Raw genomic sequence first — 22,082 nt, forward strand, 5'->3', positions numbered from 1 at the left:
TTTTCTTCCCCTCGGCGGGGTCAACGAAAGTTCGCCAGGGGTAAGAACTTAGGCAAACCTCTGGCAACCCTCAAGACTACTCGATGAACCGGCGAAGCATGATCGTATCTTCGGAGTTCAAATCTTCACCCGGCAAGTAACCAACGGGAATCGAGCGGTCGATGATGTAGAACGCCCGGTGACGTTCGATCTCGCCGGTATCGATGCCAAGTTCCTGGCCTAATGCCCATCCATCAGGATGCTGAGCATCCACGGCATGCGGTTCGACCTCGAAGTAGCCCACCGTGATCCAAACCGCAAACACATTCGACTGCGTCCCGGCAATGTTCCCCAGTCGCTGATAAGCCTGGTACCGCAGCATGGGGTTGTCGTCGGTTCGGTAGTGGTTGATTTGCGAATTAGTAGCCGCTGGGTTGGCGAGTCGTAAGTCAAACAGCGGTCGCTGCTCGTCGCCCGTTCCGGAAATCTGCTGCAATGGATCTCGAGATCGAAGCACCGTGGCATCTGCCGGAGCAACCTTCAATAGATTGGCATTACCACCGGCAGGCAGGTCAGGCACCATCTCCGAAGTTGCCGCAGAGCGGAACGGATTCGAGAATCGCGACGGGAATTGGTCGCTCGCTAAGCCAGAGCCGTCGAAGCCTTGGCGGTTTGCTTGGAACGTACCCCAGTCAGGGAAACTCGCGAATAGGGATGTATTTTGCCAGAAGTCGAGACCGAAGATCGAATCGTATACCTTCTTAGCAGGAATCGTATTTAGGTTGATCTTACCTGGTTCACGGAACATCGAGCGTCGATTGAATGGGAATCCATACCCAGCTCGAGCATCCGTGTCGCTTGAAACCGTATTAAAGTCGTTTACGGAGAACCATTTATAGGTTCCGTTGTAACGCGAAGGAACGGTCACAAAATCGAAGATGCGGGCGAGTTGGGCCGACATTTGATCGGTCGAGCTACTCGATGTCAGCGTGTGGGTCTTCACGCCGTGGAAGAAGTTGAGCAAGTAAGTATAGGGTGCAAAGAACCGATCAACGTTGTCGCCAGCGATTGGTGCCGAGACGTTGTAGGCGTCGGTTTCTGTACCGCTATTTTTCCTTATCAACGAATACTCGTAGAGCAATCGCTGAGGCGAACTACTGGGGACCATCATCAAGTCGTACTTGCTGACGAAAGGACTGTTGGCCCAATGGAGCCACGCGTACGGATTATTGTTGATGTTGGCGGTGTTACCCGAAGTCGGATCGTACGGGTCGGAAGGTCGCTGCTCAATCGGCATTGGGCTGCCGACGTATGGCAAGTTTGCCGAAGCACCCCCGATGTTGACTGCATTGGTTAACGGCAACCCGTGACTTCGATTGACATAACCGAGCGTGTGGAGCAACGGCCTACCGAAGTGTTCTTCTGGATAGAACGTGGTGTTTCGGGCCGCATTTCGAATCGGTGGTGATTGCTGAAGCGTTTCGGAAATCTGATCTGGATTTCCAATCAACGCGGCCGTCAACTGCGAAACGACGCCCATGAGGTTGCCGTTGCTCGGCGACTCATTGAGCTCGCCAGCGGTTGGAGGACCAACGGTGCCATCATCACGTTTGCCACGTTCACGACTACCAAAGTAGACATTCGTTCCGGCAGCCTGGGCATCAACACCATCTTCTGCGGGGTCGAAATCTTCTGGGTTAACCATGGCGGCACTGCCCGTTCGACCTTGGGCACCATCTTCGCCGTTGAACACGGTCAAATCGATCGGCATCGTGTCGACGGTGACGTAAGGATTGAGCGTGGTGTTGAACGTCACCCATGGATTGGCCAACCGCTGGAGAACGGCATCTTTGTAACCTTCTGCAAAGGCAATCGTCCCTGGCGTACTCTTGTCAGGGTAGGTACCGGTCTTGTAGAGCGTGTTGAAGTTAGAATTCGAGTCGTTCAGCGGATAGTTTGCGTAGGTCGAGCTTGGACCTTCAAACGGAATGTCAGGTGCCGAGTAGGTCGTATCGTCCGTGTAATACTGGTACAGACCGCCCATCACGTTGGGATTGGGGTTTTGATACTCGGGAATTGGGTAATAGTTATCTCGCATGGGTTCCGAGATGTTCAGGCCTAGGCCTCGCGGGGCACCATCTGGGTCAGCAGGTGCCGGCGCGGTGGTCGGACTGAGGTAGTCATCCGGAAGATCCATCGTTACGGCGATTGCCACGTTCTGCTGAATCGCAGAGCCAATCGTGGGATAAGGCCGAATCACGTTGGCAGCCGGACCCGATTGTGTCTCACGGAACTGACCGACGCCGTTATTCAAATTGTAGAGCTCGAGGACGCGCGAACCTTCGATGTTGAACTCTGGTTCGTTGATATCGCGTCGCGAACCAATCACCGTTCGGTTACGCGGAGCAACCACGAAGTAGTTGTTCGGTGACAGCAAGACATCTGCGGTTCCTCGGTAGCGGAATTCACGATCTCGGCCAGGGGCGAGTGGATCACCAGTTGGCGGGGCGGACAGATTATCGGTCTGGTAGTCGGCGAAATAGATGACGCGATCGATCTGATAATCTTCCGTTGCCGAAGGAAGCATCTGCATGCCAGCCAGTGCCGACTGCGTGAAGTCCCCACTTGGGGTTCCGTTTAAGGAATTCGGTTGGAAGTTCATGGTGTCGATGCGATTAGCCATCTCACGCACCATCGAGGCTGGGCCAGCGCCACCGGTCGCTTCTCGTTCGGTAATCAGCACACGCCAAACCGGAGCACCAGTTCCGCTGTCAGAGCGGCGATTCAAGTGCAACTGACCATTCGCGTTGTACAACTCGAGTGGCAGCGAGGACGCTGGATTGTTCGAAAGCAAGTTACGTGGGTTGTAGAACTCCAGGAACAAAGAACCTTGAGGAATCTTGTACTGATCCAAGTTCTCGTCGTCGTTGGTGGTGTCCGTGCCACGCTTGCGGCGTGAGGCATTGTCCCATTCGGTATCTTTCGCACCACGATCGTGGAAAGCTAACGTTTCGGTCATGACCAGATCCGGGGCTTCCGCTCCCCAAACCACGCGGCGGTAGCTTGGGTCATCTGGGGTCGTCAAGTCGCCGTCGACGTTCCAGGTATTTGGATTTCCTGCAGTGGCAGGTGCGAATGGTTCCAGGTCAAACTCGAATGGAGTCATCACGGCGTCTTTGTCGCGGAAGTCGACCACGTTGATTGCCCATTGGGCCATGCGGCGTTTGGTGAGCTCTTCGCGATCGGTCGCGTTGATCGTCGTAGTATCGAAGAGAGGGAAGTGATAGCCTTCTTCCTTCAGCAACAGCATGATCACGTAGAGGTGACGAGCCATGAGCTGGCGAGTCACACTATAACTGGTGGCCCCGGTCGGGGTGGGCAGACGCATTGCCCCGTTGTCTGCCATCGGCAGTGTGTTGAACCACCCGGTAAATCGTGTATTACTGGCGATGGGGTCAGCTGACGTCGCGGTTGTTTGAAACTGGGCCACCGCTTGCGTTTGCAGAGCGAAGATGTTCGTGTTGCCCGACGCGTCTGGTGGCGACTCGAGCAGACGATTGATATCGAGCGGTTCGCCTCGCAAGATCTCGGGTGGCAACAGTTGGCGAACGGACTGATTCAGCTGAGTGGTAGGCACACCATTGTCTGCCAGCCGTTTCTGGCACAAGCCAACCAACGTTGGGGCAAAACGGACTTCGGGTTGACCGCTGCTGGTTTGGGCTTTGTGCAGTTCTGGATCGGCACTCGCATTGCGGAGGTCGCGCGGAATGTCAACTCGATTTGCGACAGGAACTTGGAAGCTCGCAGGCGTGATCAAACGACGATTGAGAACCCCATTCGTACCGGCCGCAGCACCAAGTGCGTCCTTGGCATTTTCGAGTAAGCGATCCGAGCTCTTGGCGAGCGAACTGGAATCGTATTCCTCGAAGCGAGCAATCCGTTCGTATTCCTGATAGGTAAACGACGAGTCGAAGTGGGAAGATTGAATCAGGTTGCTTTCGTAGGGGTCATCCTGCACCGAGCCAAAACCGCCTGGCAGTGTCTGGGCCGTCAACTCGTTGACTGCCGTCATGTTTCCATAGTTGTACGCCGGTTGGAAACGTGGTCGTCCTGCGAAATCGAAGTAGGTCCGTCCGATACCGTAGCGGTCGGTGGGCGTTCCTAATTGGTTGTTGAACCGGTTCAAATAATTCAATGGAATACCAACTTCCGACATGCGGCTGCGGGCATCATTCACGCCACCTTCACCAGGGCGAGAAGGATTCGGAGGCGAGATAACATTGGCCAGGTATCGCTGATCAATCAATCGATAAGCAGTTTCCGGGTTGGTGAAAATCTGCAACAAGCTGACATCAGCCGGGCCGTAACCACTTCCAAGCGGAAGTGTCATCGGAGTCGGGGTCGCGTTGTTGGGGTTCGTGTAAGCTGCCCAAGCTGGCGAAAACTGATTGTGCGTCAAGCTGGACGGAGTCGTGCCGATACCCGTGGCCATGTTGCGTTGCGGAAGCGAGTTGGTCATGAACGGCTGGAACTGGGTGTAGAACCCATGAGCGTTCACGTTGATCAGCCCGTCCAAGTCTTTTACTAAGATCGCAGCTAGTGGCTTGTACTGACGTCCTTGGCTGTCGGTCTTTAGGGGCAGTCCGACATCGATCCAAATACTATCGGCTACGCCATCTAAGTCGTTGTCGATATCCCACCGCGAATTTGCCTGTTCACCGAAGATGTCAAAGTTAGGGTTGCTGCCGGTAAAGTTGGGGTGATCTTCGATGAGCGGACGGAGAATCGTTTTCCGACGAACCCTGGTAACCGCGTCTTTTTGCGCTGCCGTCGGTGGCGTCATACTACTGGGAAGCGTCGTGAGGTTCGGATTGCGAAACAAGGCCTTGCGATCAGTCGCATCCAAACCGGCAAAATTCGAGTCGATCGCCGCTAGTTGGTTGATCCAAAAGTTCAGCAAGTCTTGGCGGTGGAAGGAAGGCAAGATGCCGTTGGTCGTCGGAGTGGCATCAAGCGGAATGTGTGAGAGGAACAGCGTTTGGTAATCCGCAGCGTCGTATGACTCGTCCAGGCCGCCTGCTTCGATCGAGACCGGATTACCGTTACTGTCGTACACCCAGCCTTTGGGATAGGCGTAAGCCAGGTTGGTGACGTAAGCGACCGGGTGGTTGTCCGCATCGCGGAGATCGAGGTTGCGTTTGTCATCCGGGTTGCCGGAGGCTTGCTGCGTGTTGTAGCCCAAACCGGTCCCGTTGAACGCTGGATCGTTGATCAAAAACGAATCGTTATTTGCTGGTTGCCCAGCGCCCATTCCGCTGCCGCGAAACGACTCGCGAACTGTTTCGGGATCTTGATCGATGACTAGCGTGACGGCGCTCACCGCGCTACCGTTCCAGGTCGGCCGATAGTGGAGAATGCGGTGACTCTGCCCTTTGGCATTCCCAGAGGTGAAGGTGATCACCGATCCTGTGTAGAACTCGGCAATTGGACTCAAACGTGTCGGGGGCGAAGCGATATCAATTTGCCACAGCTGGTTCGTTCCGGCGGGGCGGGCGATTGTCACCGAATTGCCCGACGTCACGTTCACCGACTGGTTGCCCCACATATCGCGCAGCATGTCCTGCATGAACAACCGACTGGTGGAACCTGCGCGTGGGCCGCGGAGCAGGTCCATCAAGATGGTGTCCAGCTCTTGCGGGGGTGTGCTGCGGTTGATGTCTCGGCGGAGGTTGGACTGCGCACCGGTGTTGTAGGCGGCGGCTCCGACCACGAAGGTGAGACCGACCAGTGCGAAGAGGACCAAAATGCTGAGAACCACCAGCAGCAAAGCGCCTTGGCGCGACTGCTTCGGTTTCAGAAAGCTCTTGGTGCGTTTCATATCTCTGCTGTCCTTGATCGCTTGCACGACAACCAGCCCCCGCAAAGTTGCCATGTCCGCTTTATAAGTCCTGCCTGCGTCGGTCGACGCCGCAGGTTATTGCTAATTAGGAAAAGTCGCTGATAAGGCTGAAGCTTATGGGCTCCAGGGTGATTGGGATTCCAGGCGAACGCGTTTCGTATACACGCCGACGACCCCGTCCACGATGATCGCGTGGGTCGGATCCAAGGCACCTCCCAACGATGCCCAGTCTGGACCGCTGATAGTGACTCGTCGGGTAAAAGGGCCTACGGTTCCGGTAGCACTACCAGTCGAATCAATTACTTCGTCAACCATAACGACGCGGTACCACTGGTAAATATCTCCACGAGGGAAATTGTTCCCACGCGGATACATCATGCCTGCCGTACGGGGAAGGCGTCGAGCAAGACAGATCCAATCACCGTTTGCTAGTTTTAGTGTTATGTCTTCTGCATCTTCTCGACTTGTGGCCGCGCATTGCAATTGGACTTCGCCGGTGGAATAGCCGCCAGATCCAATAAAACTCGCTACCTCGACAATTCTCTCACTTGTTTTCAGTTCTTTCGAACTAGCAGCATTTATCGTTGCTGGAATCGCGCCTTGGGGAATCCCGCCAGCGCGTTTCTTCGTGACTAAGACGTGTGCCGTATACTCGTCCGTGGCCACGTCGTTAAGCGTTGCGCCAAGCAAATTCGCACGGCCCAATCCAGAAAAATCTTCCGTATTGATCGGTGGTTGCATTGGGTCAGATTCATTCGGTGAATTTGGCGATACGTTTGGATTCGCTGCCGGCAGATAAGAGACTCGCGATTGATCGTATGCTTCCGGGACCAGCATCACCATCCACGCGTAATCTCCTTTCGCCTGACGTTTGATATCGCCGTAAACGTTCGGTCCACCTGCGACGGCACCGGCGGGACGATTGAAAAACGTTTGGAACGCGGGCAGCTCACCGTCGCTGGGGCGTTCAGCGGCAAGGTCGTCGTCCGATTGAAAACCAAGCTTGGCCTGGGGAAGGGACATCGCAACGCTGCTTCCCGGAGTCGTATTCAAGCTGATCCGCCACATCTGCATCGACTTGTTGTTCGTTTCGTAAAACGTGTTGCCGCTACCGAGGGCGAGTGTGGTTGAATAGGGGAACTTGGTGCGGCTGACATCGGTGCCGTAAGTTCCCCCGAAGAACATCGGATCGATCATATAGGGCTGACGAACCGGAAGTCGTGCCGAGCTGAGCGAAATCTCATTCGGGCCCGGTGTGCCGGTGGGATCGTTATCGCCGGGGATGAACCAACGGGACGGATTCAAGCCGCCGCGAATTATCAGTTCATGCAGCGCCCGTTCTCCCACAATCGCGACACGGTCGGCCTCGGTGCCACGGTTGGTTAGGTGCGTGCCGAGTGGGATCAGCGAGGCCAGGCCCAGGATGCCCAGACTCACGACCATCGTCGACATCATCACTTCAATCAGCGTGATACCGCGGCGGACCGGAGCGTGCATCGAATTGGTGTGCTTAAAAGCGAGCATCGAACTATTCGTCTCCCTGTCCACTGATGATCAAGCCGCTGCGGGCATAGTCCCGCGTCTCGGCTAGGAGGGCTGCGTTTTGATCGCTGGCACCTGTGAAAACGGGCCCTGTCAGGTAAGTGTTCGTGATTTGTTTGTTGCGGGTCGTCGTGATCTGGCCGGTCAAGTGATTGATCGAAACCCACATCGAAGTTGGGTCGGCAAGATTCGTTTCCAGATCGGGATCAACCGTCGGGTTGATATAGTTCAAGTAACTCAGCCCGGTGAATGAAACATCGTTGATACCGTCCGTTCCCATCACGGCGGTGGCATCCACGGCGTGGTCGTATTTGCCCACCAAGACATGGATGTTGCCGCCTGGGCGAGCCCAGACGCCGTTGATCGCGGAAACCTCATCGACGTTGCCACGCGGACTAAAGGTGAAGCGAACCGAATCGTGAACGCCGCTATTCCAGTTGGCAAACTGGTTGCCAGTGTTACCCACGCCGGAACAGGTCAGATCGATGCACATGTCCGTGGGAAGCTGAAGGGGCGTGGCGCTGCTACGTTGAGGCGGCAGGAAAATCTGACAAGGAACTCGGCCGCTGGTCGGAAAGATCGTGTGATCATTCACCGGCATCGTGAACTGCAATGTCAAAGGAGTCAGTTGGTTAACTGTTGCTGTGTAGCGAGGGCCGCGATAATTCAATCGAATATCGACGGTGGCATTTAACGTTAATAATGTTGAGGCAACCGCGAATCGTGCCGTGGAATCCGTCAACGTCACGGTGCCGCTCGTATTCGTTATGTCAAGCGCGGAGTCGACTTCATCACCTGCGTATGGTGGAGGTGTTTCGATCGTGTACATCAACAACGATGCATTGCTGATGCCGGTGTCCACGGTGCCGTCGCCATTGGTATCGGTAACATTGCGCACGATCTCGACGCCGACCGGTCGACCCAACTGCATGGCTCGGGCCTGGGCACTGGCGATGTAGGAGTTCACTTGGCGGGCAGCTTCTCGCTGCTTTTTGCCTCGTGTCCCAGTCTTCACGGCGGTGGCGGCAATGCCCAGCAGGATGACCAGAATTCCCATCACGACCAACAGCTCGACAATAGTCATGCCGTGTCGCGCGTCTCGGATTGTTCGGTAGTTGCTAATCAATTTGCATTCCCCGAGATTACGAGTGCGTGATTCGAGATGTTGTCTAACTCGTTGCCGGATGCATCAAAAATCTGACCGACACGTGAACCAGAGACATCGACGTAGGGATTGTTGGGCGGCATTGTTGATGAGTAGTTAACGCCAATATCAGTGACGATGTTGTAAATCTCATTCGGGCCCGCCGAGAAGACGAGTGGGTAGATCAGGAAGTGATCGAACACAAGCGGAGATGCGGAAATTTCAACTTTCCCACCGCGAACACTGAGTGGATCGAATGGGTCTGGAGAGGACACGTCATTCAGATTGGATAATGCATTCCGCGTAGGACCGGTCGTTGCGATTACGGGAAATCCGTATGGCCATCGAACGAACAAGATGGGTTTACCCCAGGCATCCAGAATCTCAGGAAGGCCATCCCCATCGGTATCTCCAATTTCCGATGGTTTGAAATAATCCAAGCCGTTTGTTTCGCCGTCCTGAATTGATTCCAAAATCATATACAGGCATTCGGAGCTTTCATTGTCGAGCGTCCATGTAGACAAAGCTGCGGTGTAATTTGCGGCTCCTGTTCGTCTTGTAACGGCACGCTGGTATCGGGCCTGTAAACTCGGGGTACCGTTGAGGGATACAGCCGGATCGGTAACATCCGAAATGCGGTCAGGCATTTCCATTCGCATTAACTCACGAATCTTATCAAGGCGGGCCCCTTGGCGAGCGCGAACATTACCTGTCTTGATTGCCTCGACACGGCGGTAACGATATTCGTCCCACCGAGTCATGATCAGTTCGTGAATCTTTTGAATCTGTCCACGCGTGCGAGTAACGCGGGCCTGTTCGGCGGCCGAGGCCAAGCCGACCAGGACCATGCTGGACATCAGCGCCAGCACGCCCATCACGACCAGCAGTTCAATCAAGGTGAATGCTGGGCGATTGGGACGCCGTCCTGTTTGTCGTGCTGTGCTATGCATGTAAAGTCCTCCCATTAGAGGTCGGTATCTGCGTCAAGAGTGCTCGACTGGCCGAAGCTGACAATGTTGTCGAAGTCGTCCACGCCGTAGTTGATTGGGGTGAGTGTGGTTCCACTGGAAACACTGCCCCCGAGGCCTGACGAGTAAATCTTCACTTCCCCGACGGCGCCGTATGTGCCGAACGAGTCGTCCAGACCGGCGGTAATCAACTGGAACCCTTTAGGCTTCGCCCATTGAAATGCGCCGGCCGAAGTTGCCGAGCCGTATGGTCGGGCAACGCCGCTGGCCAGGCTCGATGTGAAACTAGCCACGGTTGGCGTGGAACCGGTGAGTTCGTAGGTCTTCGCGTTGAAGTAGACGATTTCCGCTTCTGCGTACTTCGCTTTGTAGGACCACCAACCATCTCCGTCGGGATCGACGAGGCGCGTTTGGTCGAAGTTGAACAGCGGCGTTCGTTCACCGGTCCCGGTAAGTGGTTGTTCCACATTGGGGCTGAAGCCCATCAAGCAGATCACGAACATTTCGGAAGGATCGATGTCCTCGATCATGTACGGCGTGCCTGAGGTAGGACTTGGGTTGACGATATTCGTCTGGGCCCCGAGGTTCGCCATGGCTGCCGCATTCGGCGTATCGGCCGAGGCATTACGCTGTGGGAACATCTTATTCATATGGCGATTGAAGTTCGTCACGCGTGTGGTGGCGGTGGAGGCGATCACTGATGAAGCGACCGTCGTATTGCCATCGGGTGGGTAAGCACCGTGATTATCTTTATAGATTTCCAACGCCTGAGCGATTTGGTCGATCTCGACTTTCATCGCGGTGTTCAGGACGCGGATGCGAGCGATGTTAATGCCTACCAACGCCAAGCTTGCCAGGATGCCGATGATGGTGATGACCACCAGCAATTCGACCAGCGTAAAGCCACGATGGTGAGTGCGAATTCGGGATGTCATGGTAGACCTTTCCTAGTGCGAAGCGCTACTTCGCCAATATGTTGGTGAAAGGACGGGCGCACTAGCACCGGCCAGACTGAAGGGTTTCAAGATGTTGATTTCCTGAACAAGGCGTCCCAACAGGCCCCTGAATACGGGACGCCGATTCTTATCGCTTAGCAACCGTTAACTCAAGTTCTGAATCAGGTCGACCAGCGGAAGGAACAACGCGATGACAATGAACCCGACTGAAAAGCCGAGGAACACGATCAAGAGCGGTTCCATAATCTTGGTGAGCGAGTCGGTGAGAACCTTGACGTCTTCGTCGTAGGTGTCGGCCACCTTGTACAACATGGTGTCAAGTTCACCTGTTTCTTCCCCCACGTCGATCATGTTGGTCACGAACAGTTCGACCATACGTCGTCGTAGCGTGAGGAAGTACCAGCCGGCACCAAGGGCACCAACCACGGCAACCGCCTGAGCGGCAAACGGCTGCATCGCAGGAATGAAGAAGAATGAAACAAACGGAGCCGCCGGGAAGAGGATCCACAGGAATAGAGAAATCGGATGGAAGGGAGCTCGGCAGTTCTCTTCCATCGGCTTAAAGATCGATTCACCCTCTTTGACCGATTCGGCCACGTTATGATACATCCGCTCGAACATGGCGTTACCGCTGGTATCGCGGGCGATGTTCAAGCATTCCAAAATCGGCACGCCAGAGGAAATCAGCGTACCGAGCGTTCGCGTGGTACGAGCAAGCACGTTCTTTTCGACCAGACCACCGAAGATCGGCAGGTTCAAGAAGAACAAGTCCCAGCCCATACGCCCATGTTTGAATTTTCTGAGTAGCTTCACAAAGAGGAACACCGCCACCGGTATCAATGGAATGCAGTACCAGTAGTTCACCACACCGTTACTGATGGTGATCAGCAGCTCGGTGACGGGGGGTAAGTCGAGTCCGAATTCCTCGAAGATCTGACGGAACGTCGGCACGATCTTGATCATGATGAACGTCAAGATACCGACGGCCACGGTGATAACCACGCACGGATAGATCATCGCACCTTGCACCTTACGGCGAAGGTCGGCGTCGCGTTCCATGAAGTCGGCCAGACGCATCAGAATGACTTCCAACGCACCGCCCGCTTCACCAGCACGGATCATATTCACGTACAAGCGGTTGAAGCACTTCGGGCACTTGGCCATCGCTTCGGAGAGGCCAGCACCAGATTCGATGTCTTCGCAGACGTCCATCAACGAATTCTTGAGACGTCCTGGTTTGGATTGTTGTTCGAGAATCTTCAAGCTACGAAGAATCGGCAGACCGGCGTTCTGCAAAATGGCCAGCTGACGAGTGAACGTGGTGAGTTGGCGGTGACTGACGCCACCAATGGTGAAACCACGTTTCTTGCCGGCCTTTTTGTCCCCCTTCTTATCCCGCGATTTCTGCTCGTTGATGCGGGTGACGAAGTAGCCCATCTGCCGGATGGTTGCTTGTGCTTCGTCTTCGGTTGGGGCCTCGATGACGTCGCGGATCTCCTGACCTTGAGCGTCCATCGCTTCAAATTGATAGGTTGGCATGGCTACGTCCGGATCTTGTAAGTAGGGTCAACTAATGGATTGGTTGGGCTGCTGGCCAGCAGTAATTTCAAATAGGGTTTATTCAACCGTTTCGCGAAGCACTTCATCCAGCGTGGTCAGGCCCTCGTAGGCCAATGCCATGCCGGCGTCGCGCAGCGGCGTCATACCAAATTCTTTGGCCTTGTCGCGCAGTTCGTCGGTCGACGTGTTTTGCATGATCATTTGACGCAGGTCGTCATTCATGATCATCAGTTCAAACAGGCCAATTCGGCCTTTGTATCCGGTTCCATTGCAGTTATCGCAACCGGCACCCTTAAAGAACTTGCGTCCATCGATGTCTTCCTTCTTCAAGTCCAACAGGAAGAGGGTGTCCTTCGACGGCTCATGCTCTTGTCGGCATTGGCTGCAAACACGACGCACCAATCGTTGTGCCAAAATGGCTTCGACCGTGGCCGTGATCATAAACGTCGGGATGCCCATGTCTTTTAGACGAGTGATCGTCGCCGGGGCATCGTTCGTGTGTAAGGTGCTGAACACCAAGTGACCCGTGAGGGACGCTTGAATGGCGATTTCACCGGTCTCCAAATCTCGAATCTCACCCACCAGGATGATGTCGGGATCTTGCCGGAGAATGGCCCGCAAGCAGTTGGCAAACGTGTTGCCGATGTCGGTATCGATGGGGATCTGAATGATTCCATCGATGTCGTATTCAACGGGATCTTCGGTGGTGATCAACTTTTCGTTGATCGAGTTGAGTTCGCTGAGTGCCGAGTACAACGTGGTGGTTTTCCCGGAACCGGTCGGCCCGGTCACTAGCACAATACCGTTCGGTTTGTGCATGACTTCGCGGAACTCCTTCATGGTTTCGCCGTCCATACCAACCTTTTCCAGGTTGAGCGACACCACGCTGCGGTCCAAAATTCGCATAACGACGCTCTCGCCGAACATCGTCGGCAATACGCTCACACGAAGGTCGACCGGGTGACCACCCACCGTCAGTTCGATACGACCATCCTGCGGCATCCGACGTTCGGCAATGTCGAGGTTGGCCATCACTTTGATACGGGTAGTGATCGCGAACGCCAAGTGACGTGGCGGTGGCACCATTTCAAAGAGAACGCCGTCGGCTTTGATCCGAATCCGGAATTCTTCTTCAAACGGCTCGAAGTGAATGTCGCTCGCATGGTCCTTAATGGCCATCAGCAACACCATGTTCAACAGCTTGCGAACCGGGGCACTGTCGGCCAGTGCTTCGGCGTCGGTAATATCGATCGGCCCGTCCCCTTCCAGGGCCGCGGCGGCTTTGGCCAGGTCGTTGTCCCCTTCCAAGTCACGCACAAGACCTTCGAAGCTTTCGGAATCTTCCGAGTAGTAGCGATCGAGGGTCTTTTGAATATCCCGTTCGGTGGCAACCACCAGACGCACTTCGTATCCCAGAAACTGGCGAAGTTCGTCCTGCGTCGACAGGTTTTGCGGTTCGCACGTGGCGAGTGTCAGGCGATTGTTCTCTTCTTCGTAGGAGACCGGAATCACCTTGTACAACTGAGCCATGGGCTCGGTGATACGGACCAACAGATCTGGCGCGATCGAAACGTCGTCCAGACTGATCACCTGCATGTTCAACTGCTCGGCGAGGGCCGTGGCAAGCTGATCGTCAGTGATCAGGTTCATGTCTTCCGCAATCTTGCCAAGCGGCTGGTGTTCGGCCTGGGCTTCTTGCTCTTCCAGCAACAAAATCAATTGTTCATCGCTGATAAAACCAAGGTCGACCAGAATCTGTCCAAGTCGGCGAACTGCCATGAAGCTGTCTCGTTGTCCGTCAGGTTGTGGTGATAAGGTAACGTGAAGAGGAGAAACCGCGGACGCTAAGCGACATCGGTTTTGTCTTCGACATTTCCGCGTCGCGCGTCAGCGATACGTTTTGCCAAGTCGTTGGGGTTTTGGGCTTTAGCCAAAGCATCCTCCATGGTGATGCGTTCAGCTCGCCAGTGATTGAAAAGGGAGTCGTCCATCAAGATCATCCCGTGCTTCGAGCCGGTTTGAATCATCGATGGAATACGGAACGTCTTGTTTTCGCGGATCAGGTTGGCGATACCAGAGGTAACGTTAAGCAGCTCGTAAGCCGCCACTCGTCCACCGCCGATCTTAGGCACCAGCGTCTGCGCTAACACGCCCAAGAGGGCCGCACCCAACTGGGTACGAATCTGATCCTGCTGACCACTGGGGAACACGTCGATAATACGGTCGACGGTACCAGAAGCGCTGTTGGTGTGGAGCGTACCGAACACCACGTGCCCGGTTTCTGCCGCGGAAATAGCGGCTTCGATCGTTTCCAAGTCTCGCATTTCACCCACCAGGATCACGTCGGGGTCCTGACGCAACGCCCGGCGAATGGCTTCGGAAAAGGAGGGAACGTCGACCCCGATTTCACGCTGATTGACCGTCGACTTCTTGTGGTAATGGAAGAATTCGATTGGGTCTTCAATGGTGATGATATGGTGATCGATCGTTTCGTTCAGGTGATTGATCACACTGGCAAGTGTGGTACTTTTCCCAGAACCCGTTGGCCCGGTAACCAAGAACAAACCACGTGGTCGGTGGCAAAGCTCGAGCACCTTGGACGGAAGCCCCAACTGCTCGGGGGTGAGCATGTCGTTGGGAATCTGACGCAAAACCATCGAGATGTTACCGCGTTGGCGGAAGACCGACACACGGAAACGAGCCAAGTCGGAAAAGGCAAAACCAAAGTCGGAACCGCCCGTCTCTTGCAGTTCCCGCTGACAACGTTCCGGCGTGATACTTTTCATCAGCGATACGGTGTCATCTGGTTCTAGTTGCTTGGTATCCAACTGGCGCATCCGACCGTGCAAGCGAAACACCGGTGGCTGGCCCACCGTGATGTGAATATCGCTAGCCCCTTGTTTGACGGCGGCTTGCAACAACTTGTCGATCAGAATCGTGGCCATTGGTTTCCTTTACGACGATTTGGACTTACCACGTTCAGGGGGCATCCGTGCGCGATTGCCCGACCTTCAAGGAAAATCCAGCCTCTTCATTCCGGCCAGTTGGCAAGGTGCATCCGCTCTTGTGTTCAGGCTGCCTAGGCCTGAGCAGAAGCCCCCAGTGTGCCGACTGGGTGATGAACTGCTGATGAATAAATATTGAAAAGCGTTGGAAAAGCTGTCCCGATGGCAGAATTGTTGGCATCTGCGATCGCGGACTCAAATTAGTAGCGGAGTTTTGCAGCGTTTATGGTTCGATAACGCGTAAACGCTTGTTTCATCTTAATTTGGGTTTCGAGGAGATAAAGTTGTCGCAGGGGCGTCCGTCGGCCCCTTCCGTTACTTCTCCACGACCTTGGCGACACGGAAGACTTCCTCGAGCGTGGTTTTGCCCATCAGAGCCTTCTTGATACCGTCGTCGAACAAGGTATCCATGCCGGTTGCGACGGCACCTTTTCGGATTTCCTGCGTCGCTGCACCCTTGAACGCCAACTCTCTAAGTTGTGAGTTCATAGGCATTAACTCAAAAATACCCATGCGACCACGGTAACCACTACGCTGGCAGTTACCGCATCCACGACCCTTCATAAAGGTCGCGTTCTCCATCATCTCTGGCGTGATGCCAGCGGAGTCCAGGATCTCTTTGCTTGGCTTCACAGGAGCCTTGCATTTCTCACAAATCACGCGGACCAGACGCTGGGCTAGCACACCAATAATTGTACTAGAAACGAGATAAGAGGGAACACCCATGTCGATCAGACGTGTAATGGCACCGGGCGCATCGTTCGTATGTAGTGTACTGAAAACCAAGTGTCCAGTGAGTGAGGCCTGGATCCCCATGGATGCTGTTTCAGTATCGCGCATTTCACCCACGAGGATGATATTGGGGGCTTGGCGTAACATAGCCTTAATGATTTTCGCGAAATCGAGCCCAATGCTGTGCCGAACTTGGGTCTGGTTGATGCCTGGCAGGTAGTATTCGACCGGGTCCTCGGCCGTGATAATCTTGGTGTCAGGGCGGTTCAGTTCGTTTAACGCCGCATAGAGAGTGGTGGTCTTCCCGGATCCGGTTGGACCGGTCACGAGGATAATACCGTTCGGGCGACGCAGCAGGTTGTTGAACTTGAGGAAGTTCGAGTCGGACAAACCAAGCTGGCGAATACCCACCTTGATACTGTCCTTATCCAGGATCCGCATCACGATCGATTGCCCGTGGTTGGTCGGGATCACGCTCACGCGAAGGTCAATCGTCTTAGTCCCAACATCGGCCTTGATACGACCGTCCTGACAGCGGCGACGTTCTGAGATGTCAATTGCCCCCAGAATCTTGAGGCGAGACAGGATAGCACCCAACATACGTCTGGGGGGGCTGTCACGTTCGATCAAACGACCATCAATGCGATAGCGAATCCGAACGCGGTCTTCAAACGGCTCGATATGAATGTCCGAGGCCCGCAATTGAACGGCTTCGCTGATCATCAACTGAACCAGACGCACCACCGGAGCGCTAGTTTCGTCGATCGTCTCTTCACCCGCCATGGTCATGGTGTCTTGTTCCATGGTGTCGGTGAAGTCAATCGCCGTATCGGTGAATTCCTGCAGCATCGTATCCGCAGATTCACCTTCTTGCTGCCCGTAATAGCGGTTGATCGCTTCGGTGATATTTTCACGAGGGGCGAGAGCGATCTCGATCTTTCGATTCAAAATGAACCGCAGTTTGTCGATCGTTTCCAGGTCTAACGGGTTGGAAATAATGACCTTAAGTGCGCCATCATCCTCCGCCATCGGCATGACAATGTTTTCACGCGCAACCGATTCCGGCACCAATTCCACCGCAGAGAGGGGTATTCGCACCTCGTCCAGGTCAATGAATTCCAGGCTATGCTCTTCCGCTACGGCGCGCATTACGTCGTTGGAGGCAACATAGCCCGAGCGAATCAGTGCTTCGGGCACCGGAATTTTTTGGGCGTCGGCCATGGTTTCGGCCTCGCGCAACTGATCCGGACCGACAAGCCCACGACGAATTAGAATGTCCGCGAAATTTCCCAGGGTTCCAGCCAAAGCGCCATCCTCCGAGCGGAATATATGGAAGGGGAGAAGTATCGAGCAAAGATAAGTGCATCACTAGCCTACCACGAGGCTTGGAATGCCGTTAAGCCTTTTGCGCACGAATTTTAGGTCCATGCGCGCAAAGGTTTCCAAGACTATCATCATTACAGAATAGGGCCGTTGTCAACCAATACACCCGATGGGGGGCTAATTCTCTGGCGTATGAGAAGCTGGAGCCGTTTGGGCTGGCGGACTCGGGTACGAGAAGAAGGGAAAAACAACGCCAGGGCCTGGGCCATTAACTCCGGGTGGAATTGGTTCCGAAAGTGAGTGGAGTAGGGGCACACAATTTGATTGACAGTCAACATTGCCGCACCCATTGAGGCTCAATGGAGAGGTAGAAAGGGGGCTTCGGATTGCACGAGCTGATTTCCATTGCTGTTCGGCCAGTTCCCTCAATCGGTCGGCCAGCTGGTAGTCCGTCCTCGTTTCCGCATCCGCTGCCAATTGCTCAAGCTGACGAGCTTGGATTTGAATCTGCTTGCTGATAGCAAGTAGCTGTTGGTCGACATTGGAGAGTCCTGGCTGCTCTACGGAACCACCTTGGGGGCTTTCATTGCGATCAAACGAAATCCCAAGTTCCTTTGATTCCAAGGAATACTCAGCTCCCAAATCTTGCCGGACCTGTTCAAGTTCACTTCGAATTGCATCGAAGTTGGGCGCATCGTTCGGCAGCGAAGACTTAGTCGATGGTTGCTCGCTGCCAGCAGACGCTTGCGCAAGGGCTTGCTGGCAGATAACTAGCAGCAAAAAACAGGTCATTACCCGTGTGAGAGGGGCCATCGTTCAAATCCTTTTGGGCGAGGGGCGTTTATCCAGTGGGGACAAAATAGCAAATTCGACAATTTCGACCAACTTTGACTCAAGAAACTCGCTTCGATTCGCATTGACGGCTGAGGGAGACGTCTCGATAATCCGCTGCCCGATTGGGGATAGCTATCACGGATGCCGCGCGAGATTGGTGAATGAATCGACCCTCATGCAATTGGATTGCTTCGAACCTGGCACTTTGCCTGGTCGCGCTGTCAGCATGCCTGGTCGAGGCTCAGCAATCGGTGCCGGTAGATAACCAGCCCTATATCGAAGAAATTGAGCCACTCCCTAAGGACATGCTTGAGGCGCCCAAGTTGGAGGTGCATCCCGAGCGAGCTTACGACACGCCAGGAAATTCAAGTCATTGGTTTGGCGGGTTGCATAGCGGTCAGTTTGCTCATCGGTTCGATATGATTCATAAGAATCCCGACGATCCGGCGCGATACATAGGGTTTGGTCAGCCACTGATTGGCACCAGTTGGCGAAATCGTCCTATTCACGCGGATGTTTTCGGCGGCGCGATTATGCTGCAGAACCTGATTCCTGGCGAGATCGAACAGTCCGCCGCGTTCTTCGACGGCGTCCGTCTGGGTTACGACTTCGATCATTACTGGGGAATGGAAGCTCGGTTTGGTTTTGCGGAAGGACGATTGGTTTATCCGAGTAACACGGCTATCTCTGGGAAGAGCCAGTTGATCTTGGCGGACTACAGTTTGCAGTTCTATCCCTGGGGCGATGCCACCTGGCGTCCCTATGCGACGTTTGGTTTAGGTGCTGCGATCTTTCAGTACGATGACGAATTCGGCCGAACACGCGATCAGGCTCAGGTTTCGATGCCGGTTGGCTTAGGCCTGAAGTATTTCATTCATCAGCGAATCGCGCTTCGATTCGAGTTACTCGACAATGTGACGTTTGGCGGTACTGACGCTCAGTCGACCAGCAATTTCTCGGTAAGTGCTGGTTTCGAGTATCGCTTCGGTGGAAAGAATCCCGGTTACTTCCGGTGATGTTGCATTGATTAGATTTGGCAAGAAACAAAAAAGAGGCGCGTCCGCATTCACGGACACGCCTCTTCGTAAGCCCCCCTGGCTTGTTGATTTAGTTACAGCGTTCCTCGGCCTAGCTTGGCTGGGTGCCGCCCGTCTTGGGTCGAGGTCGGGTAGCTTGGCTGTGGCATGCTATGCGTTTCGTAGATAACTTCATCGGAAGGTGATGCCGGTGTGGGAACCATCGAACGCGGGCTGCTGGATTGAGGAACCGCTGAGTCGTAGATGATCGTGCCTTCGGCCGGGATATGTTCCGAGTAGCCAGTTGTTCGATACTTCGCTTGGGCTGCACAGCTTGTGCATGGAGCTCCCGGATCGCATAGGCCATTACAAAAGTCGTCCCCGCGGCGAATTCCCAGTAGGCCAGGTCGACAAGGGCCGGCTTGTGGTCCAGCATAATTGCCGAAGCAATCGCATGGGTCGCACTTCGGTGGATCGGAAATCCATTCGCCCCAGTAGATTTCGTCCGAACAACCTGCACCACAGGTCAGACCGTTGCGGATGCGTTCTCGCATCTCGGCAAAGGGAAGCTTGGGTAAGCAAATGTCGTAGTTTGGCCCACAGTCTTTCTTGCAAACGGGGCCGCAGGAAGCACCGCAATCGCTACAGCCACTTTCGTGGCTAGCCGTCACGCCGTCGAACTGACAGGAGTTGCAACTGGGAACGGTTCGGCATCCTACCGCAGCCATAATGGCGACCGTGAACAAGCCGAGGATCAGGTGACGTGACATCATCTCGAAATCTTTCCTGCAACATCAAGCGAACCGCTAATCAAAAACTGACTAGCAGGGCGGATGGTTATCGTGACGCAGGAATGGGTATCGACCTGGAAAGTCGTTGCAATCGAGAAAATTGCCGTAATCGGCAAAGTTTACCAGAAGAAACTTCCGGTGCAGGCAACGCTATCGATGCCGTCGGCGCATAAAAAAACCGTTGTGATCCGCCCCCAGATGCACAACGGCTTTTAGCCTTCGACTTTCGTCTCGGCGTTTCGTTACAGGTAACATCGACCATGAACACTGCTATCGCAAATGGCGATGACACTGAATTCGGCTAACCACAAACATCAGTCGCGTGGTGCATGACGAACGGAATGCGCATGAAAAAGGCCGACAAGTGGGGCAGGTACTTGTCGGCCTTGACGCGATGGCAGTGCCATCGGTCGTTGGATGATTGGGTGTTCGATCGCACCGTAATGAGATCGGCAATTCTCCAAAGCTTAAAGAGCATAAAATCGATGGAGCATACGATCGGTATTTCTTAACCGTTCGATTTTGAATTCGTGTCAGAACAAGTTTCAGGTTCGTGATTGCGCAGAAGCCACGGAATTATCCTTGGTTCGTCTGTGGTAAGGCGGCTTCTTCATCTGGCGTCACTTCGTCTTGGCATTCATGTTCAGAAGCTGGAGCATTGCTCGGGCTACTTGCATTCTTGCGACGCCCAAAAATGAATTGCCGGACGGTCGTCCAAGCGGACATCGCCATCGTGCCCCAGCGAAAGTCATGGACTTCGCCCGAGTCGAAACAGTTCGCCAAGTCTTCCTCTTCGCCTCGGTAAGATGCCGGAAAACGTACGATCAATTGCATCCCGGAATCTGTCTGCCGCATCAAGCCGGGGAACAGAGATCCGCGGGCAATCGAGTAAGGCCCTTCCGCGATGGCGATGCATCGTGTGGGGCCAATGGAGAAGCGGCGGTAGCGAAACTCCCAACCTTCGACCGTCTTCACAAGCTTCCCCATGGTCATCCAGGGAAGGACGCCGCTGAACGATGAAAAAACGGTGACCTGCGTTTGGTTGGGCTCGATCGCATCGCGCCGGAACATCGCCACATCCCAAGCCAGGCGAAAGCCCAGCAATGTGGTTCGTAGGGAACGCTCGAAGGTGAATAAAGACAAGATGAGGATCGGGAGAGCGATGAGTCCGCCAAGCGCAGGATGGATCCAACATGCGGCGTACATCATCACCAACACAACAACCCGTCCTATGCGGAGGATGGTGTCGACCAACGGAAATGGGTTGATCAGGATCAATACCTCGAACACGTTGCTTAATACCCAAATACTGGTATAGAACGCGAACATCAGGATCAGCATCGCCATGGCAAGAAAGCCGGCCAGCGGCCCGCCAGACCCGGCGACATGAATATCCAACAAGTGGTAAACCAGGCGGAAGCCAACTACAAAACCAATCAAGTGAAACAAGATGCCCAAAATGTCGAGTGGCATTTTTAGGTAGCTGGCGAAGGTGAGAACCGTGTCCTTCAATGCCACCATCAGCGTCATCAAAATGATGGGGATGAAGAACCACGGCTGGTAAAGAAAGATCAATGCATCGCGTCGATCGGGCTCAGTCAGGAAATAAACTGTCGGGGAGGTTACCGAAAGGACAAACAGGGGAGAGATACCGGTTGCCGTGATCCCGACCATGTCTTCCAGTCCATGGACGACCATGCCGGCGCGGCGCCGTCCGAAGAAGTCGGAGAGAATGCTTTGCGGTGAGGTATAAAGCTTCGCATCTTCTTGATCCTGTAGGCTATCCCCCAAAGGTAGACTCGCCTCGGGAACAGCCGCGTCTTGAGCATTCAGCGTAACTGGTGGAACGCTGGCGAGAATCCCCAGAATCATGAGCCAGAAACAAGGTTTCCAGGTGGCGACGGTCGGGCGAGGGCAACACATGGCGGTAGCTTGCTCGTCTGAGGGGATTTGGGTGGAATACACGCGGTTCTATCATAACGTTATTGTTCCACCGATCGTGAATATTAAAGCGACCAGGAGAAAACAGCGAAATTGTCGCTAGATCTGGCCGAACTCTCCGCACAAACCAAACGAGCGGAGCGTCGTCCCGTTGACATAAATCTCGTAGCTAGTTAGCGTTAACCAAGGTTCGATGTTCTAAGCAGATGTGCCCAGTTCGTCGAACAAGGGAGGCGAGCCGAATTGGTTAGGGAGCGGATTTGAAATCCGTCGCCGGTTACGCCGGTTGCAGGTTCGAGTCCTGTCGCCTCCGCTTTCGTAGAACGCTCAAGCAAGCGACCGCAGCTTTCGTCTGGAAGCTGCGGTTTTCTTTTTCTGCCGGGCGTGTGCTT

The 22,082-nt window shown here is 54.4% G+C and carries 13 protein-coding genes and 1 tRNA gene; 2 read left to right on the plus strand and 12 right to left on the minus strand.

Annotated features, from left to right (window positions below; translation table 11 throughout):
* Nucleotides 1–76 precede the first annotated feature (76 nt).
* The 10 genes from C5Y83_RS26885 to C5Y83_RS26930 all read right to left on the minus strand — a co-directional run bounded on the left by C5Y83_RS26885 (nt 77) and on the right by C5Y83_RS26930 (nt 17,921).
* The gene (locus C5Y83_RS26885; protein ID WP_146117937.1) at nt 77–5,857 is read right to left on the minus strand and encodes a hypothetical protein; all 5,781 of its coding nucleotides are present in this window, start codon (nt 5,855–5,857) and stop codon (nt 77–79) included.
* 135 nt (nt 5,858–5,992) lie between these two features.
* Entirely contained in the window at nt 5,993–7,402 is a 1,410-nt protein-coding gene (locus tag C5Y83_RS26890; RefSeq protein ID WP_105332874.1) for a hypothetical protein, read from the minus strand.
* Nucleotides 7,403–7,406: 4 nt separating this feature from the next.
* Nucleotides 7,407–8,546, minus strand: coding sequence for a prepilin-type N-terminal cleavage/methylation domain-containing protein (locus C5Y83_RS26895; RefSeq protein WP_105332875.1), 1,140 nt, complete (start codon nt 8,544–8,546; stop codon nt 7,407–7,409).
* Nucleotides 8,543–9,514 (minus strand): type II secretion system protein, encoded by a 972-nt coding sequence (locus C5Y83_RS26900; RefSeq protein ID WP_158262538.1) that lies wholly within the window; start codon nt 9,512–9,514, stop codon nt 8,543–8,545. Before C5Y83_RS26900 ends, C5Y83_RS26895 begins: the two co-directional genes overlap by 4 nt.
* A 14-nt stretch (nt 9,515–9,528) precedes the next feature.
* A complete protein-coding gene (locus C5Y83_RS26905; protein WP_105332877.1) occupies nt 9,529–10,467 on the minus strand; it encodes a type II secretion system protein in 939 nt (312 codons plus the stop codon).
* Between the two features lie 165 nt (nt 10,468–10,632).
* A complete protein-coding gene (locus tag C5Y83_RS26910) occupies nt 10,633–12,027 on the minus strand; it encodes a type II secretion system F family protein (protein WP_105332878.1) in 1,395 nt (464 codons plus the stop codon).
* 78 nt (nt 12,028–12,105) lie between these two features.
* Nucleotides 12,106–13,827, minus strand: a complete 1,722-nt coding sequence (locus C5Y83_RS26915) for a GspE/PulE family protein (RefSeq protein ID WP_105332879.1) — start codon at nt 13,825–13,827, stop codon at nt 12,106–12,108.
* A 65-nt stretch (nt 13,828–13,892) separates the two neighbouring features.
* The gene (locus C5Y83_RS26920) at nt 13,893–14,993 is read right to left on the minus strand and encodes a type IV pilus twitching motility protein PilT (protein WP_105332880.1); all 1,101 of its coding nucleotides are present in this window, start codon (nt 14,991–14,993) and stop codon (nt 13,893–13,895) included.
* 375 nt (nt 14,994–15,368) lie between these two features.
* Nucleotides 15,369–17,090, minus strand: a complete 1,722-nt coding sequence (locus C5Y83_RS26925; RefSeq protein ID WP_105332881.1) for a GspE/PulE family protein — start codon at nt 17,088–17,090, stop codon at nt 15,369–15,371.
* A gap of 195 nt (nt 17,091–17,285) precedes the next feature.
* A complete protein-coding gene (locus tag C5Y83_RS26930; protein ID WP_146117939.1) occupies nt 17,286–17,921 on the minus strand; it encodes a hypothetical protein in 636 nt (211 codons plus the stop codon).
* 182 nt (nt 17,922–18,103) lie between these two features.
* On the opposite strand from C5Y83_RS26930, the gene C5Y83_RS26935 reads away from it, so the two are divergent.
* Nucleotides 18,104–18,958, plus strand: a complete 855-nt coding sequence (locus C5Y83_RS26935; protein ID WP_105332883.1) for a porin family protein — start codon at nt 18,104–18,106, stop codon at nt 18,956–18,958.
* Between the two features lie 95 nt (nt 18,959–19,053).
* Here the strand turns inward: C5Y83_RS26935 and C5Y83_RS26940 are convergent, their stop codons facing one another.
* Nucleotides 19,054–19,731 carry a hypothetical protein gene (locus C5Y83_RS26940; RefSeq protein WP_105332884.1) on the minus strand — a complete coding sequence of 226 codons (678 nt, stop codon included), beginning with the start codon at nt 19,729–19,731 and terminating at the stop codon, nt 19,054–19,056.
* Nucleotides 19,732–20,325: 594 nt separating this feature from the next.
* Nucleotides 20,326–21,714, minus strand: coding sequence for a hypothetical protein (locus C5Y83_RS26945; RefSeq protein ID WP_146117940.1), 1,389 nt, complete (start codon nt 21,712–21,714; stop codon nt 20,326–20,328).
* 205 nt (nt 21,715–21,919) lie between these two features.
* Between C5Y83_RS26945 and C5Y83_RS26950 the strand changes: the two genes are divergently transcribed.
* Nucleotides 21,920–22,003: transfer RNA gene (locus tag C5Y83_RS26950), tRNA-Ser, on the plus strand.
* The last annotated feature ends 79 nt before the right edge of the window (nt 22,004–22,082 follow it).

This window comes from Blastopirellula marina (assembly GCF_002967765.1).
Lineage (GTDB): Bacteria > Planctomycetota > Planctomycetia > Pirellulales > Pirellulaceae > Bremerella > Bremerella marina_A.

Coding starts and splice junctions, on each gene's coding strand:
- C5Y83_RS26885 (WP_146117937.1), bottom strand. CDS start 5,857: ATGAAACGCACCAAGAGCTTTCTGAAACCGAAGCAGTCGCGCCAAGGC.
- C5Y83_RS26890 (WP_105332874.1), bottom strand. CDS start 7,402: ATGCTCGCTTTTAAGCACACCAATTCGATGCACGCTCCGGTCCGCCGC.
- C5Y83_RS26900 (WP_158262538.1), bottom strand. CDS start 9,514: ATGCATAGCACAGCACGACAAACAGGACGGCGTCCCAATCGCCCAGCA.
- C5Y83_RS26905 (WP_105332877.1), bottom strand. CDS start 10,467: ATGACATCCCGAATTCGCACTCACCATCGTGGCTTTACGCTGGTCGAA.
- C5Y83_RS26910 (WP_105332878.1), bottom strand. CDS start 12,027: ATGCCAACCTATCAATTTGAAGCGATGGACGCTCAAGGTCAGGAGATC.
- C5Y83_RS26915 (WP_105332879.1), bottom strand. CDS start 13,827: ATGGCAGTTCGCCGACTTGGACAGATTCTGGTCGACCTTGGTTTTATC.
- C5Y83_RS26920 (WP_105332880.1), bottom strand. CDS start 14,993: ATGGCCACGATTCTGATCGACAAGTTGTTGCAAGCCGCCGTCAAACAA.
- C5Y83_RS26930 (WP_146117939.1), bottom strand. CDS start 17,921: ATGGCCCCTCTCACACGGGTAATGACCTGTTTTTTGCTGCTAGTTATC.
- C5Y83_RS26935 (WP_105332883.1), top strand. CDS start 18,104: ATGAATCGACCCTCATGCAATTGGATTGCTTCGAACCTGGCACTTTGC.
- C5Y83_RS26940 (WP_105332884.1), bottom strand. CDS start 19,731: ATGATGTCACGTCACCTGATCCTCGGCTTGTTCACGGTCGCCATTATG.